This is a genomic window from Parashewanella sp. 2210YD4-3 (assembly GCF_056591735.1).
Genome location: NZ_JBWQOG010000014.1, coordinates 15,484 through 32,081 on the forward strand (window position 1 = coordinate 15,484; position 16,598 = coordinate 32,081).

The 16,598-nt window shown below is 45.4% G+C and carries 11 protein-coding genes; 10 read left to right on the forward strand and 1 reads right to left on the reverse strand.

Going from position 1 to position 16,598, the window contains the following annotated elements; translation table 11 throughout:
• The first annotated feature begins 51 nt into the window (after positions 1-51).
• From rplK to rpoC, 6 genes are all read left to right on the forward strand, one after another.
• Complete coding sequence (gene rplK, locus AC1EU0_RS17275; protein WP_480303811.1) at positions 52-480, forward strand: 50S ribosomal protein L11; 429 nt, start codon at positions 52-54, stop codon at positions 478-480.
• A 4-nt stretch (positions 481-484) separates the two neighbouring features.
• Positions 485-1,183 (forward strand): 50S ribosomal protein L1, encoded by a 699-nt coding sequence (gene rplA, locus AC1EU0_RS17280; protein WP_480303812.1) that lies wholly within the window; start codon positions 485-487, stop codon positions 1,181-1,183.
• 623 nt (positions 1,184-1,806) lie between these two features.
• A complete protein-coding gene (rplJ, locus tag AC1EU0_RS17285; protein WP_480303813.1) occupies positions 1,807-2,307 on the forward strand; it encodes a 50S ribosomal protein L10 in 501 nt (166 codons plus the stop codon).
• A gap of 54 nt (positions 2,308-2,361) precedes the next feature.
• Positions 2,362-2,730 carry a 50S ribosomal protein L7/L12 gene (gene rplL, locus AC1EU0_RS17290; protein ID WP_480303814.1) on the forward strand — a complete coding sequence of 123 codons (369 nt, stop codon included), beginning with the start codon at positions 2,362-2,364 and terminating at the stop codon, positions 2,728-2,730.
• Positions 2,731-2,998: 268 nt separating this feature from the next.
• A complete protein-coding gene (gene rpoB, locus AC1EU0_RS17295; protein WP_480303815.1) occupies positions 2,999-7,021 on the forward strand; it encodes a DNA-directed RNA polymerase subunit beta in 4,023 nt (1,340 codons plus the stop codon).
• Positions 7,022-7,103: 82 nt separating this feature from the next.
• Positions 7,104-11,309 (forward strand): DNA-directed RNA polymerase subunit beta', encoded by a 4,206-nt coding sequence (gene rpoC / locus AC1EU0_RS17300; RefSeq protein WP_480303816.1) that lies wholly within the window; start codon positions 7,104-7,106, stop codon positions 11,307-11,309.
• Between the two features lie 72 nt (positions 11,310-11,381).
• On the opposite strand, the gene AC1EU0_RS17305 is transcribed toward rpoC, so the two are convergent.
• On the reverse strand, positions 11,382-11,891 hold the full coding sequence (locus AC1EU0_RS17305) for a hypothetical protein (RefSeq protein WP_480303817.1): 510 nt from the start codon (positions 11,889-11,891) through the stop codon (positions 11,382-11,384).
• A gap of 218 nt (positions 11,892-12,109) precedes the next feature.
• Between AC1EU0_RS17305 and rpsL the strand changes: the two genes are divergently transcribed.
• From rpsL to tuf, 4 genes are all read left to right on the forward strand, one after another.
• A complete protein-coding gene (rpsL, locus tag AC1EU0_RS17310) occupies positions 12,110-12,484 on the forward strand; it encodes a 30S ribosomal protein S12 (protein WP_121839259.1) in 375 nt (124 codons plus the stop codon).
• Between the two features lie 80 nt (positions 12,485-12,564).
• A complete protein-coding gene (gene rpsG / locus AC1EU0_RS17315; protein WP_121839258.1) occupies positions 12,565-13,035 on the forward strand; it encodes a 30S ribosomal protein S7 in 471 nt (156 codons plus the stop codon).
• A gap of 171 nt (positions 13,036-13,206) precedes the next feature.
• On the forward strand, positions 13,207-15,303 hold the full coding sequence (gene fusA, locus AC1EU0_RS17320; RefSeq protein WP_480303818.1) for an elongation factor G: 2,097 nt from the start codon (positions 13,207-13,209) through the stop codon (positions 15,301-15,303).
• An 84-nt stretch (positions 15,304-15,387) separates the two neighbouring features.
• On the forward strand, positions 15,388-16,572 hold the full coding sequence (gene tuf, locus AC1EU0_RS17325; RefSeq protein ID WP_480303819.1) for an elongation factor Tu: 1,185 nt from the start codon (positions 15,388-15,390) through the stop codon (positions 16,570-16,572).
• Positions 16,573-16,598: the final 26 nt, after the last annotated feature.

Genomic DNA, 16,598 nt, shown 5'->3' on the forward strand with positions numbered 1-16,598 from the left:
GCTGTCTGCATACCGCAGCATAGCGTTTGAACCCAAACTGAGGAAGTCAAAATGGCTAAGAAAATTGATGGCTACATCAAGCTACAAGTTAAATCTGGCGCTGCCAACCCATCACCACCAGTTGGTCCTGCTTTAGGTCAAAAAGGTGTGAACATCATGGAATTCTGTAAGGCGTTCAACGCACGTACAGAAAAAATGGAAAAGGGCATGCCAATCCCAGTTGTTATTACTGTATATAACGACCGTTCTTTCACTTTCGAAACTAAGACTCCACCTGCGTCTTTCTTACTTAAGAAAGCAGCTAAGATCAAATCTGGCTCAGGTCGTCCTAATACGGAAAAAGTGGGAACTATCACTCGCGCTCAACTAGCAGAAATTGTTGAAGTTAAAGCGGCTGATATGACTGGTGCTGACGAAGACGCGATGATTCGCTCTATCGAAGGTACTGCACGTTCAATGGGTTTGGTAGTAGAGGGTTAATACAATGGCAAAGCTTACTAAACGCATGCGCGTGATCCGTGAAAAAGTTGATTCGACTCAAAACTACGAAATCAACGAAGCTGTAGCACTTCTTAAAGAACTAGCGACGGTTAAGTTCGTTGAGAGTGTAGACGTTGCTGTTAACCTAGGCATTGATGCTCGTAAATCAGATCAAAACGTTCGTGGTGCAACTGTACTACCACACGGTACTGGTCGTGAAGTTCGTGTTGCTGTGTTCACTCAAGGTGCTAACGCAGAAGCGGCTAAAGAAGCCGGCGCTGAACTTGTGGGTATGGATGACTTAGCTGCTCAAGTTAAAGCAGGCGAAATGAACTTCGACGTAGTAGTTGCTTCTCCAGATGCAATGCGCGTTGTTGGTCAACTAGGTCAAATCTTAGGCCCACGTGGTCTAATGCCTAACCCTAAGACTGGTACTGTTACGCCTAACGTTGCTGAAGCGGTTAAGAATGCGAAAGCAGGTCAAGTCCGTTACCGTAACGACAAGAACGGTATCATCCACACTACCATCGGTAAAGTGGACTTCGAACCTACTCAATTGAAAGAGAACCTAGAAGCGCTATTGGCTGCTCTTAAGAAAGCTAAGCCTGCTTCTGCAAAAGGTACCTTCATGAAGAAAGTTACTATCTCAACCACTATGGGTGCAGGTGTAACAGTAGAGCAAGGTTCTTTAGAAATCGCTTAATGATTTCTTAGTCAGAAAACTTAGGTTTTCTGACTAGGGTCTGTTGATCTTTCAGGATTAAATTTTGTGCTATTTGAGCACTTCTCAGTTCAAGGCGTGAGCAGTGAAGCTTAGTCATCTAAGTAAGCTGGTCACAACACAGAACAGGGAGTGCTCAAAAGCATCGAAGACAGCGTAAATTGGTCACTTCTGCTACGTTATCGTTTGTTTATGTGGAAACGAAGTAACGACAGTTGTGTATGTCGGTAATAACCACACCGCACAAACTCTGCCTTGCATAAGATAACCAATTTATCGCTGCAAAAATAATCTCGAAAGATCAACAGACCCTATACAAGTGGCGTCGATTGATTTATAATCTGCGCCCCTAATTCAGAGTAAATCTCATGAATTAGGAAGGGTTGAAGCCTGTAATACAGCTCGAGCGTATACAGGTTTCCATCCAAGACCGTAGGTGTCGCAAGACTTAATCAAGTTTTTATACTTATCCTGCGTAGATGGTGTCAGGCCCCAGATAGAATTTTTTCTGCTGGATCATCTGCACCAAGAGTCACTGAATCATGAGATTCAGTATGGTTAATACTAGGGATATTCCCTAGGTAGAATCCAGGAGCATAAAGCCAATGGCATTAAATCTCGAAGACAAGAAAGCGATTGTTGCTGAAGTCAACGAAGTTGCCAAAGGTGCGCTATCTGCAGTTGTAGCCGATTCACGCGGTGTAACTGTAGGTGACATGACTGGTTTACGTAAAGCCGCTCGCGAAAATGGCGTATATGTACGTGTTGTTCGTAACACGTTAGCACGTCGCGCGGTTGAAGGTACTGAATATGAGTGCCTGAGCGAAGTCTTTACCGGTCCTACTTTAATTGCTTTCTCTAGCGAGCACCCAGGTGCTGCAGCGCGTCTTCTTAAAGACTTCGCTAAAGAGCAAGAAGCATTTGAAGTAAAAGGCGCAGCCTTTGAAGGGGATTTCATCCCTGCAGCTGATATTGATCGTTTAGCGAAACTGCCGACTTACGAAGAAGCACTAGCACAGTTAATGATGACTCTAAAAGAGGCTTCAGCTGGCAAGATGGTTCGTACACTGGCCGCTCTACGCGATCAAAAAGAAGAAGCAGCATAATTATTTGCTCGCTGCTTAATAAAATTGAATTCAGAACAATAGGAAATATTTCTAATGTCTATCACTAAAGATCAAATCTTAGAAGCCTTTGCTGAAATGTCAGTAATGGAAGTTGTTGAACTAATCGAAGCAATGGAAGAGAAGTTCGGCGTATCTGCTGCTGCTGCTGTTGTTGCTGGTGGTGCTGGTGAAGGTGCTGCTGCTGAAGAGAAGACTGAGTTCGACGTAGTTCTTACTTCTCACGGCGCAAACAAAGTTGCTGTAATTAAAGCTCTACGTGGCGCAACTGGCCTAGGTCTTAAAGAAGCTAAAGGTATGGCTGAGTCTGCACCTGTTGCTGTTAAAGAAGGCATCTCTAAAGAAGAAGCTGAAGCATTAGCAAAAGATCTACAAGAAGCTGGCGCTGAAGTAGAAATTAAGTAAGTTCTAATATAGACTTACTCACTCAATAAAAATTGAGTGTAGGCTGGCGGTTTTTTGACCGCTGGCTTTTTTGCGCTAAAGCGCAGGCGAAATTTTCACCGTTTATCGCCACAAGTTTTACCAGTCGTTATCGCCTAGAAGTTGGCTGGTCGCATCCTTAACAGAGATTACTGGTTAAGGGTGTTACAACGGTGATGGGCAAACGTGCTGATGGTCTCTTTCATGAACCATTCAGTGTTGGTCATATCTGCTAAATCAGAGGAAACCCATGGTTTACTCCTATTCTGAAAAGAAGCGTATCCGTAAAGACTTCGGTAAACGTCCACAAGTGTTGGACATTCCGTATCTATTGTCTATTCAATTAGACTCTTTTAAGAAATTCACCGATCAAGATCCAACGGGTGAACGCGGCCTAGAAGCTGCATTCCGTAGCGTTTTTCCCATCAAGAGCTTCTCAGGTAACTCTGAGCTGCAATATGTTAGCTACACCTTAGGTGAGCCAGAATTTGATGTGAAAGAATGTCAGATCCGTGGTGTTACCTATTCTGCACCATTGCGTGTGAAGCTGCGTTTGGTTCTGTATGATCGCGAAGCGGCGGCCGGTACGGTTAAAGACATCAAAGAACAAGATGTTTACATGGGTGATATCCCATTAATGACCGGTAACGGTACCTTTGTTATCAATGGTACAGAACGTGTGATTGTATCTCAGCTACACCGTTCTCCAGGTGTATTCTTTGATCACGACCGTGGTAAAACCCACTCTTCAGGTAAGGTGCTTTATAATGCACGCGTTATTCCTTACCGTGGTTCATGGTTGGATTTTGAGTTCGATCCAAAAGATGCGTTATTCGTACGTATCGACCGTCGTCGTAAACTGCCTGCAACGATCATGCTTCGTGCACTCGAGTTCTCGACGCAAGAAATCTTAGACTTATTCTTTGACAAAGTTCAGTTCAAAGTTAAGAAAGATTCGTTAATGATGGAACTTGTTCCTGATCGCCTACGTGGTGAAACGGCAAGTTTTGACATCAAAGACGCAGACGGTAGTGTGCTGGTTGAAGCCGGTAAACGTGTTACTGCTCGTCATATCCGCCAATTAGGTAAGACCAACACTACTGAGCTTGAAGTGCCTGTAGAGTACATTGTTGGCAAAATTGCGGCAAAAGATTACATTGATCCTGATACAGGTGAAGTATTGGTTTCGGCAAATGCTGAAATCAGCCTAGAAGATTTAGCGAACCTATCTCTTGCAGGTATTAAAGAAGTTGACACTCTATACATCAACGAGCTTGATGCGGGTGCTTACATTTCTGACACCTTGAAGCTAGATCCAACGGCAAACCGTTTAGAAGCACTTGTTGAAATCTATCGCATGATGCGTCCAGGTGAGCCACCAACCAAAGAAGCGGCAGAAGCCCTATTTGGTAACCTATTCTTCAGCCCAGAACGTTATGACCTTTCAAAAGTAGGTCGTATGAAGTTCAACCGTCGCCTAAGCATTGATAATGAAGAAGGTGAAGGTACGCTATCTAACGATGATATCGTTGCGGTAATGAAGAAAATCATTGAGATCCGTAACGGTGGCGATGAAGTTGATGATATCGATCACTTAGGTAACCGTCGTATTCGTTCTGTTGGCGAAATGGCAGAAAACCAATTCCGTGTTGGTCTAGTACGTGTTGAGCGTGCAGTACGTGAGCGTTTGAGCCTTGGCGATTTAGCTGAGTTGATGCCACAAGACTTGATCAACGCTAAGCCAATTTCAGCTGCAGTGAAAGAATTCTTTGGTTCTTCACAGTTATCTCAGTTCATGGATCAAAACAACCCATTATCTGAAGTAACGCACAAGCGTCGTATCTCGGCTCTAGGTCCTGGTGGTCTAACCCGTGAACGTGCTGGCTTTGAGGTTCGAGACGTACACCCGACTCACTATGGTCGTCTATGTCCGATTGAAACTCCTGAAGGTCCAAACATTGGTCTTATCAACTCGTTGGCATCATTCGCTCGCACTAACCCATACGGTTTCCTAGAAACTCCGTATCGTAAAGTGACTGACGGTGTGATCACTGACGAAGTGGAATACCTATCAGCGATTGAAGAAGGTCGCTTTGTGATTGCACAGGCGAACATCGAAGTTGACACTGATGGCCGTCTAGTAGAAGAGCAAGTGGCGTGTCGTCACCGTGGCGAATCTACCTTCATGCCAGCTGATAAAGTGGAATATATGGACGTATCGCCTCAACAGATCATCTCTGTTGCTGCGTCGTTAATTCCATTCCTAGAACACGATGATGCGAACCGTGCATTGATGGGTGCGAACATGCAACGTCAAGCAGTACCAACTTTAGTTGCTGAAAAGCCACTTGTCGGTACCGGTATTGAGCGTACGTTAGCCGTTGACTCTGGTGTTGTTGTTGCGGCTAACCGTGGTGGTGTGGTTGATTACGTTGATGCATCACGCATCGTTGTTAAGGTGAACGAAGCTGAACTTCAGCCAGGTGAAGCAGGTATTGATATCTACAACCTGACTAAGTACACCCGTTCGAACCAAAACACTTGTATCAACCAGCGTCCATGTTGTTCTGTTGGCGATCCAGTGGTACGTGGTGATGTTCTGGCTGACGGTCCATCGACTGACTTAGGTGATTTGGCACTGGGTCAAAACATGCGTATCGCCTTCATGCCTTGGAATGGTTACAACTTTGAGGATTCGATCTTAATTTCTGAGCGCGTAGCGCAAGAAGACCGTTTCTCAACCATTCACATTCAAGAGCTTTCTTGTATTGCTCGTGATACCAAGCTTGGTAGCGAAGAAATCACGGCTGATATTCCAAACGTAGGTGAATCTGCACTGTCTAAGCTAGATGAGTCAGGTATCGTTTACATTGGTGCTGAAGTGAAAGGCGGCGACATCTTAGTGGGTAAAGTAACCCCTAAAGGTGAAACTCAGCTGACGCCAGAAGAAAAACTTCTACGTGCTATCTTCGGTGAAAAAGCGTCTGACGTTAAAGACAGTTCGCTACGTGTACCTAACTCTGTAAAAGGTACCATCATCGACGTTCAAGTGTTCACTCGCGACGGTGTTGAAAAAGACAAGCGTGCGGTTGAAATTGAAGAAATGCACATGGCGCAAGCGCGTAAAGATTTGTCTGAAGAATTCCAAATCTTGGAAGAAGGCATTTTCGATCGTGCTCGTAACCTACTTAAAGGTGCTGGCGTAAACGTTGAAGGTGTGGCTGGTAAAGTACTTCTTGAAGAAGTGATCAGCGATGAAGGCAAGCAAACCGAACTTGAGCAATTGGCTGAGCAGCACGCTGAGCTAAAAGCAGACTTCGAAACTCGCCTAGACATCAAGCGTCGTAAGATCTCCAAAGGTGATGATCTTGCTCCTGGCGTACTTAAGATTGTTAAGGTTTACCTTGCAGTTAAACGTACTATCCAGCCTGGTGACAAGATGGCAGGTCGTCACGGTAACAAAGGTGTTATCTCGAAGATTTGTCCTATCGAAGACATGCCATACGATGAGCACGGTAACCCAGTTGACATCGTACTGAACCCATTGGGTGTACCATCACGTATGAACATCGGTCAGGTACTGGAAGTTCATATGGGTGCGGCCGCGAAAGGTATCGGTAACAAGATCAACGCTATGCTTGAAGATCAGCGTGAGCTAGCCGAGCTACGTAGTTACATCAAAGATGTATACGAGTTGGGTGAAGGTCTACAGCAAAAAGTCGATATTGATAGCTTTTCTGATGATGAAGTGGTTCGCCTAGCCAAGCACTTGAAAACAGGTCTACCAATTGCAACTCCAGCATTTGATGGCGCAAAAGAGAAAGAAATCAAGCAAATGCTTGAGCTTGCTGACTTGCCAGCGTCTGGTCAGGTTACTCTGTTTGATGGTCGTACCGGTAACGAGTTTGAGCGTGCTGTAACCGTGGGTTACATGTACATGCTGAAACTGAACCACTTGGTTGACGATAAGATGCACGCCCGTTCTACTGGTTCGTACAGTCTTGTTACTCAGCAGCCGCTTGGTGGTAAAGCACAATTCGGTGGTCAGCGTTTCGGTGAGATGGAAGTATGGGCACTGGAAGCATACGGTGCCGCTTACACGCTACAGGAAATGTTGACGGTTAAGTCGGATGACGTGAACGGTCGTACTCAGATGTATAAGAACATCGTCGACGGTAACCATCAGATGCAACCTGGTATGCCTGAATCCTTCAACGTATTACTGAAGGAAATCCGTTCGCTTGGTATCAATATCGAGTTAGATCAGGTTTAAACGATGGCGCAGCCGACGTTTGGCTGAATGAATGGTGTCCTGCTGAGCAGGGCACCCGGTTTAACTCCTTCAGGAGAGAAACGTGAAAGATTTATTAAAGTTTCTGAAACAACAGAACAAGACCGAAGAATTTGAAGGGATCAAAATTGGTCTGGCTTCGCCAGATCTGATCCGTTCTTGGTCATTTGGTGAAGTTAAAAAGCCAGAAACCATTAACTACCGTACCTTCAAGCCAGAGCGTGAAGGTTTATTCTGTGCTCGTATTTTCGGCCCAGTAAAAGACTACGAATGTTTGTGTGGTAAGTACAAGCGTTTGAAGCACCGTGGCGTAATTTGTGAAAAGTGTGGCGTTGAAGTAACCCAAACTAAAGTACGTCGTGAGCGTATGGGTCACATTGAACTGGCCAGCCCAGTTGCCCACATTTGGTTCTTGAAATCACTACCATCTCGTATCGGTTTGATGCTAGATATGACACTACGTGACATTGAGCGCGTACTGTACTTCGAATCATACGTCGTGACTGAAGGCGGCATGACCAGCCTTGAGCGCGGTCAAATGCTGACTGAAGAAGCGTATCTTGATGCACTAGAAGAATACGGTGATGAGTTTGAAGCGAAAATGGGTGCAGAAGCAGTACTTGATCTGCTACGTGCTATTGACGTTGAAAAAGAAATTGAAGAAATGCGTGAAGAGTTGCCATCAATCAACTCTGAAACTCGCCGTAAGAAGATCACTAAGCGCTTAAAGCTGCTTGAAGCGTTCTTCACTTCTGGTAACAAGCCAGAGTGGATGATCCTTAAAGTGCTTCCGGTTCTTCCACCTGATCTACGTCCACTAGTACCACTAGATGGCGGTCGTTTTGCGACTTCAGATCTGAACGACCTATACCGTCGTGTGATCAACCGTAACAACCGTTTGAAGCGTCTGCTTGACTTAGCTGCACCAGACATCATCGTACGTAACGAAAAGCGTATGTTGCAAGAGTCTGTCGATGCACTACTGGATAACGGTCGTCGTGGTCGTGCTATCACAGGTTCGAACAAGCGTCCTCTTAAATCTTTGGCTGACATGATCAAAGGTAAGCAAGGTCGTTTCCGTCAAAACCTACTAGGTAAGCGTGTTGACTACTCAGGCCGTTCGGTTATTACCGTAGGTCCTACTCTGCGTCTGCACCAATGTGGTCTACCTAAGAAGATGGCACTTGAGCTATTCAAGCCATTCATCTACGGCAAGCTAGAAGGTCGCGGTTTAGCGACTACCATTAAAGCTGCGAAGAAGATGGTTGAGCGCGAAGTGGGTGAAGTTTGGGACGTTCTAGACGAAGTGATTCGTGAACACCCAGTGCTACTTAACCGTGCACCAACACTTCACAGATTGGGTATTCAAGCGTTCGAACCTGTACTTATCGAAGGTAAAGCTATCCAACTACACCCATTGGTGTGTGCGGCGTATAACGCTGACTTCGATGGTGACCAAATGGCGGTTCACGTTCCATTAACGCTTGAAGCTCAGTTAGAAGCTCGTGCGCTAATGATGTCAACCAACAACATTCTGTCACCTGCGAACGGTGAGCCTGTTATCACGCCATCACAAGATGTGGTATTGGGTCTGTACTACACCAGCCGTGAGAAAATCAACGGCAAAGGTGAAGGTATGGCCTTCATGTCTACTGATGAAGTAGAAAAAGCTTACGCGACTAAATCAGTTGAACTGCACTCTCGTATTAAAGTGCGTATCACTGAAACTGAATTTGATGAGCAAGGTGAAGCCACTGAATCAACACGTATCGTAGATACCACGGTTGGACGTGCGCTGCTGTCACAAATCTTACCAAAAGGTTTGTCATTTGATTTAGTGAACCAAAACATGGGTAAGAAGCAAATTTCTAAGCTTCTAAACACCTGTTACCGTAAGCTAGGTCTGAAAGACTCTGTTATCTTCGCTGACCAATTGATGTACGCAGGTTTCCGTTTTGCAACGCTTTCTGGTGCTTCAGTTGGTATCGATGACATGGTCATCCCAGATGAGAAGTACACGCTGGTTGCTGAAGCTGAAGCTGAAGTACGCGAAATTCAAGAGCAGTTCCAATCAGGTCTTGTAACCGCAGGTGAGCGTTACAACAAAGTGATCGATATCTGGGCTTCGGCCAACGAAAAAGTATCGAAAGCGATGATGGAGAACCTCTCTACTGAAATGGTTATTAACCGTGAAGGTAAAGAAGAGAAGCAAGCGTCATTCAACAGCATCTACATGATGGCCGACTCAGGCGCTCGTGGTAGTGCGGCTCAGATCCGTCAGCTAGCTGGTATGCGTGGTCTGATGGCGAAACCGGATGGTTCTATCATCGAAACGCCGATTGTGGCGAACTTCCGTGAAGGTCTGAACGTACTTCAGTACTTCATCTCAACCCACGGTGCGCGTAAAGGTCTAGCCGATACCGCATTGAAGACAGCAAACTCGGGTTACCTAACTCGTCGTCTAGTAGACGTTGCTCAAGATTTGGTTGTAGTTGAAGAAGACTGTGGCGCTGAAGGCGGCCTAACTATGAAACCACTGATTGAAGGTGGTGATGTAGTTGAGCCATTACGTGAGCGTGTTCTAGGTCGTGTGGTTGCACAAGATGTCTACTACCCAGGTACTGAAAAAGTGCTTGCACCGCGTAACACCCTTCTTGATGAAGCATGGTGTAATTTGCTCGAAGAGCACTCAGTGGATGAAGTTATCGTTCGCTCGGTAATTACCTGTGAAACTGACTTTGGTGTGTGTGCGAATTGTTACGGTCGTGACTTGGCGCGTGGTCATATCATCAACCAAGGTGAATCTATCGGTGTTGTGGCAGCACAGTCGATTGGTGAGCCAGGAACGCAGCTTACGATGCGTACCTTCCACATTGGTGGTGCGGCATCAAGAGCATCTGCAGAGAACAACGTACAGGTTAAGAATGCTGGTACATTGAAGCTGCATAATGCGAAGTACGTAGTCGGCAGTGAAAACAAGCTGGTTATTGTATCGCGTTCATCTGAGCTTGCTATCATCGATGAGATGGGACGTGAGAAAGAACGTTATAAAGTGCCTTACGGTACTGTACTTGAAGTTCAAGACGATGACGCTATTGAAGCTGGTCAAGTTATTGCAAACTGGGATCCACATACTCACCCAATCATTTCTGAGGTGGCGGGTAAGATCAAGTTTGTTGACATGATTGAAGGCGTGACCATGAACCGTCAAACTGACGAGTTAACGGGTCTATCTTCTATCCAGATCATCGACGCTGCAGAACGTACTTCAGCAGGTAAAGAGTTACGTCCAATGGTTCGTCTAGTTGATGCCAACGGCAATGATTTGATGATCCCGGGTACTGACGTTGTTGCTCAATACTTCCTGCCTGGTAACGCACTGGTTAACTTGGAAGATAACGATGATGTGAACGTGGGTGATGCATTAGCACGTATTCCACAAGAGTCGTCGAAAACTCGTGATATTACTGGTGGTCTACCTCGCGTTGCTGACTTATTCGAAGCACGTAAGCCTAAAGAGCCTGCAATTCTTGCTGAGATCTCAGGTACGATTGCATTCGGTAAAGAAACGAAGGGTAAGCGTCGTCTACAAATCACTCCAACTGAAGGCGGTGATACGTACGAAGAGATGATCCCTAAGTGGCGTAACTTGAACGTGTTCGAAGGTGAAAAAGTTCAAAAGGGTGAAGTGATTGCTGATGGTCCAGAAGCAGCACACGACATTCTACGTCTACGTGGTATCCACCATGTGGCGAACTACATCGTTAACGAAGTTCAAGACGTATACCGTCTGCAGGGTGTGAAGATCAACGATAAGCACATCGAAGTGATCATCAACCAGATGTTGCGTAAGTGTACTATCACTTCTGCGGGTGATTCTGAGTTCTTACCAGGCGAGCAAGCGGAAGTGTCTCGCGTTAAGATCGCTAACCGTGAATTAGAAGCACAAGGCAAAGCGCCTGCGACTTATGAGCGTGATCTATTGGGTATCACTAAAGCGTCTCTTGCCACTGAATCGTTCATTTCAGCTGCGTCGTTCCAAGAAACAACGCGCGTATTGACCGAAGCAGCAGTAGGCGGTAAGTCTGATACGCTTCGTGGTCTGAAAGAGAACGTGATTGTAGGTCGTCTGATCCCTGCGGGTACGGGTTACGCATATCATCAGAAACGTAACCAAGTTGCGAGCGAAGAAGAAAAAGAAGTTGCACCAATTTCTGCCAGCGAAGCTGAGCAGAACTTGGCGGATCTTCTGAATCTTGCGGGTTCGTAATAACGGTCATTGACGTTATGTTGATTAAAAAGGCGCCTTTAGGCGCCTTTTTTGTTGTTGGGTGTTAAGTTCCTAAACTTGATCAACCAGCTTTAGATCAGACAAGTGAAAGGGTTGGCAGAAAGCACGAGAGCCTGAGAGGCGTTGAAAGGCATATCTATAAAAATCCAATTCACGTAATACAGGATGATTGTGAAACCTAAAAAAACGATTAATCGATGGTATTAACGGGATATTCTGTTTTTTTGATACAGCTAGGACCCTTAACATTGTCAATGTCCTTTCCGTCAACCCTACTAAAGCTCCAAGCTTATTATTAGAGATCAAATCGAAACATACAGGTGCAACATAATCGGTTGCATTAGTAAAAAATTGGTAGATGCCATTACTTCTCAGGCCCATTGGGTTCTTAGATTCTATCAAGTAACGGGCTGTACCTATGACTATACCCCCAATAGCCCCAGTGGTGCCTGCAATGTATCGCCCCATGTATAAAGGAGTCGCAAAATGATATAGAGAATCGAGTGTTGCTGTTGATAATTTGCAACACACAGCGTTGTTTTGAACGGAAATACCAGCCATCGTTTTACCTTTAGCAACCAATTTACGAGCCATCGTACTGTATGAATTGAGTGATAACGAGTTAATTATTTTTCACTTTCTCGGAAAAATAACGAGAAAAAGTGGCTAATTCTTGACAGTTAGGCATTTGCTTTCTAAAATTCCGCGTCCCACCATTGTGGGATATAGATTTTTCACACCTTATGTTGGGGAGACTCAACAGAATTTGGAGCTATTACATGGCAACTGTTAACCAGTTGGTACGTAAGCCTCGTAAGCCTAAAGTTGTTAAAACTAATGTGCCTGCGTTGGAAGCGTGCCCACAAAAGCGTGGTGTTTGTACTCGTGTTTACACTACTACACCTAAAAAACCTAACTCTGCTCTACGTAAAGTAGCGCGTGTGCGTCTAACTAACGGTTTTGAAGTTACTTCATACATCGGTGGTGAAGGTCACAACCTTCAAGAGCACAGTGTTATCTTGATCCGTGGCGGTCGTGTTAAAGATTTGCCAGGTGTGCGTTATCACACCGTTCGTGGCGCATTAGACTGTGCAGGTGTTACTGCTCGTCGCCAAGGCCGTTCTAAGTACGGTGCTAAGCGTCCTAAGTCTTAACTTTCCGTTAAGTTAGTAAGGCCAAACTAAATAATTGTAATTCCAGTTTTGGAAATACCTGAAGCATACGGAGAAATGTTATGCCAAGACGTCGCGTTGTAGGACAACGTAAAATCCTACCAGACCCAAAATTTAAAAGTGAGTTGCTGGCTAAGTTCATCAACGTACTTATGCAAGACGGTAAAAAGTCTGTTGCAGAAAAAATCATTTACAAGGCTCTAGATGTTGTTGCTGATAAAAAAGGCGAAGAGCACCTAGTTATCCTTGAAACTGCTCTGGAAAATGTTCGCCCAGCGGTTGAGGTTAAATCTCGCCGTGTTGGTGGTTCAACATACCAGGTTCCATGTGAAGTGCGCCCAGTTCGTCGTAATGCGTTAGCAATGCGTTGGTTGGTTGAAGCTGCACGTAAGCGTGGTGAAAAATCTATGGCTCTACGTTTAGCAGGTGAAATGCTAGACGCATCTGAAAACAAAGGTACTGCTGTTAAGAAGCGCGAAGACGTGCATCGCATGGCAGAAGCAAACAAAGCGTTTGCTCATTACCGCTGGTAATGGCTTTGTGTGTGAGCCTTCGGGCTCACATCGGTTTGGCATGGCAACATGCCAATTCGCAATGATGTTAAATTAACAAAACAGGTTACACTGTCTCATTAGCGTCATTTCGAATTGGTATAAAACCAAAAATAGATAACCCTATGCGGTTTAATTAAAGAGGATTCTTTCGTGGCTCGTAACACTCCTATTGAGCGCTATCGTAACATCGGTATCTGCGCTCACGTAGATGCGGGTAAGACCACTACCACAGAGCGTGTCTTGTTTTACACTGGCTTATCCCACAAAATCGGTGAAGTGCACGACGGTGCTGCGACCATGGACTGGATGGAGCAAGAGCAAGAACGTGGTATCACCATCACTTCTGCCGCTACCACCACTTTCTGGCGTGGTATGGAAGGCCAATTCACCGAGCATCGCATCAATATTATTGATACTCCAGGTCACGTTGACTTCACTATTGAAGTAGAACGCTCTCTACGTGTGCTAGATGGCGCTGTGGTTGTCTTTTGTGGATCATCAGGGGTAGAGCCTCAATCTGAGACTGTATGGCGTCAGGCGGACAAATACGGCGTACCACGCATTGTATTTGTTAATAAGATGGACCGTGCGGGTGCTGATTTTGAGCGCGTAGTGGATCAAATTCGTAATCGTTTGGGCGCAAACTGTGTGCCCATCCAATTAAACATTGGCTCTGAAGATGAGTTTAAAGGCGTTATTGATCTTATTAAGATGAAAGCCATTAACTGGAATGAAGCGGATCAAGGCGCTACATTCAGTTACGAAGATATTCCTGCTGAGCTTCAAGACCAAGCTGAAGAAATGCGTGAATACTTGGTTGAAGCCGCTGCAGAAGCCAGTGAAGAATTGATGGATAAGTACCTTGAAGAAGGTGACTTAACCGAAGTAGAAATCAAAACTGCTTTACGTCAGCGCACCATAGACAATGAAATCGTACTGGCGACGTGTGGTAGTGCCTTTAAAAACAAAGGTGTTCAGGCTGTGCTGGATGCCGTGGTTGATTTCTTGCCTGCACCAATTGACGTACCAGCAATTAAAGGTCTTGATGATCGCGATAAAGAAGTTGAACGTCATTCAGATGACAAAGAACCGTTCTCTGCATTAGCATTCAAAATTGCGACTGATCCATTCGTGGGTACGCTAACCTTTATGCGTGTGTATTCTGGTGTGCTAGAAACTGGTGCGATGGTTTACAACTCGGTTAAAGAGAAAAAAGAGCGCATTGGTCGTATGGTACAAATGCATGCCAATGATCGCCAAGAATTGAAAGAAGTTCGCGCCGGTGATATTGCAGCAGCCATTGGTCTAAAAGATGTGACGACCGGGGACACTCTGTGTGACAGCCAACATAAAGTGATTCTGGAGCGTATGGAATTCCCAGATCCAGTGATCACCATTGCAGTAGAGCCACGCTCACAAGCCGACCAAGAAAAAATGGCGATTGCACTGCAAAAATTGGCCGCAGAAGATCCATCATTCCGCGTAGAAACCGACCAAGAGTCCGGTCAAACCTTGATTTCAGGTATGGGTGAACTGCACCTTGATATCATCGTTGATCGTATGCGTCGTGAATTTAAAGTAGAATGTAACGTTGGTAAGCCACAAGTGGCGTACCGCGAAACCATTAAAAATGCCGTTGAAGTCGAAGGAAAATTTATTCGCCAATCCGGTGGTCGTGGTCAGTTTGGTCACGTATGGTTAAAAATTGAGCCGCGAGAGCAAGGCTCAGGTTATGAATTCGTCAATGATATTGTGGGTGGTGTGGTTCCTCGAGAATACATTCCTGCCGTTGACAAAGGTATCCAAGAGCAGATGAAGAGCGGTGTTTTAGCCGGCTTCCCTGTGTTGGACGTGAAGGTCACTTTGTACGATGGGTCATACCATGATGTAGACTCCAACGAAATGGCTTTCAAGATTGCTGGTTCCATGGGCTTCAAAAAAGGTGCGCTTGAAGCGTCGCCTGTGTTGCTCGAACCCTGCATGAAGGTAGAAGTAACTACCCCAGAAGAGTACATGGGTGATGTTGTTGGTGACTTAAACCGTCGCCGCGGCTTAATCGAAGGTATGGATGACGGCATAGCCGGCATCAAGATCGTTCGTTCCGTAGTGCCTCTATCTGAAATGTTTGGTTATGCGACCGACTTGCGTTCCGCTACTCAAGGTCGTGCTTCATACTCTATGGAGTTTTTGAAGTACACCGAAGCGCCGCAAAACATTGCAAAAGCGATGATGGAAGCTCGAGGCTAAGCTTTCGAGTTCCAACACATTTATCTTAAGACTTAAGCCGTCCTGCCGCTGGTGGTAGGACTCCTGAAAGAAAAGGAATATAAAGTGGCTAAAGAAAAATTTGAACGTAGCAAACCGCACGTTAACGTTGGTACAATCGGTCACGTTGACCACGGTAAAACTACTCTAACCGCAGCGATCTCACACGTTTTAACTAAAAAATTCGGTGGTGACGTTAAAGATTTCGCACAAATCGATAATGCTCCAGAAGAGCGTGAGCGCGGTATTACCATTAATACTTCTCACATCGAGTATGACACTGAATCACGTCACTATGCGCACGTAGACTGCCCAGGTCACGCGGATTATGTTAAAAACATGATCACTGGTGCTGCACAGATGGACGGCGCAATTCTTGTTGTTGCTTCTACAGATGGTCCAATGCCACAAACTCGTGAGCACATCCTGCTTTCACGTCAGGTTGGCGTACCTTTCATCATCGTATTCATGAACAAATGTGACATGGTTGACGATGAAGAGCTTCTAGAGCTAGTAGAAATGGAAGTTCGTGAACTTCTATCTGAATACGAATTCCCAGGTGATGACCTACCAGTTATCCAAGGTTCTGCACTAGGCGCACTAAACGGTGAAGCACAGTGGGAAGAGAAAATTCTTGAGCTAGCAAACGCTCTTGATACTTACATTCCAGAGCCAGAGCGTGCAATCGACGGTGCGTTCATTCTTCCTATCGAAGATGTATTCTCAATCCAAGGCCGTGGTACTGTTGTAACGGGTCGTGTTGAGCGCGGTATCATCAAAGTTGGTGACGAAGTAGAAATCGTAGGTATCAAAGATACTACCGTTACTACTTGTACTGGTGTTGAAATGTTCCGTAAGCTGCTTGACGAAGGTCGTGCAGGTGAGAACTGTGGTGTACTACTACGTGGTACTAAGCGTGATGAAGTTGAGCGTGGTCAAGTATTGGCACAGCCTGGTTCAATCACTCCACACACCACTTTCGAATCAGAAGTATACGTACTTTCGAAAGAAGAAGGTGGACGTCACACTCCATTCTTCAAAGGCTACCGTCCACAGTTCTACTTCCGTACAACTGACGTAACAGGTACTATCGAGCTACCAGAAGGCGTAGAAATGGTAATGCCAGGTGACAACATCAAGATGGTTGTTACTCTAATCTGCCCAATCGCGATGGACGAAGGTTTACGCTTCGCAATCCGTGAAGGTGGTCGTACAGTTGGTGCTGGTGTTGTAGCTAAAATCGTTGAGTAATATCGACATTTAGTTAAACACTGAAA

Bases quoted from the DNA above. Each gene is read 5' to 3' on its own strand.
- rplK (WP_480303811.1), top strand. From the start codon at position 52: ATGGCTAAGAAAATTGATGGCTACATCAAGCTACAAGTTAAATCTGGC.
- rplA (WP_480303812.1), top strand. From the start codon at position 485: ATGGCAAAGCTTACTAAACGCATGCGCGTGATCCGTGAAAAAGTTGAT.
- rplJ (WP_480303813.1), top strand. From the start codon at position 1,807: ATGGCATTAAATCTCGAAGACAAGAAAGCGATTGTTGCTGAAGTCAAC.
- rplL (WP_480303814.1), top strand. From the start codon at position 2,362: ATGTCTATCACTAAAGATCAAATCTTAGAAGCCTTTGCTGAAATGTCA.
- rpoB (WP_480303815.1), top strand. From the start codon at position 2,999: ATGGTTTACTCCTATTCTGAAAAGAAGCGTATCCGTAAAGACTTCGGT.
- AC1EU0_RS17305 (WP_480303817.1), bottom strand. From the start codon at position 11,891: ATGGCTGGTATTTCCGTTCAAAACAACGCTGTGTGTTGCAAATTATCA.
- rpsL (WP_121839259.1), top strand. From the start codon at position 12,110: ATGGCAACTGTTAACCAGTTGGTACGTAAGCCTCGTAAGCCTAAAGTT.
- rpsG (WP_121839258.1), top strand. From the start codon at position 12,565: ATGCCAAGACGTCGCGTTGTAGGACAACGTAAAATCCTACCAGACCCA.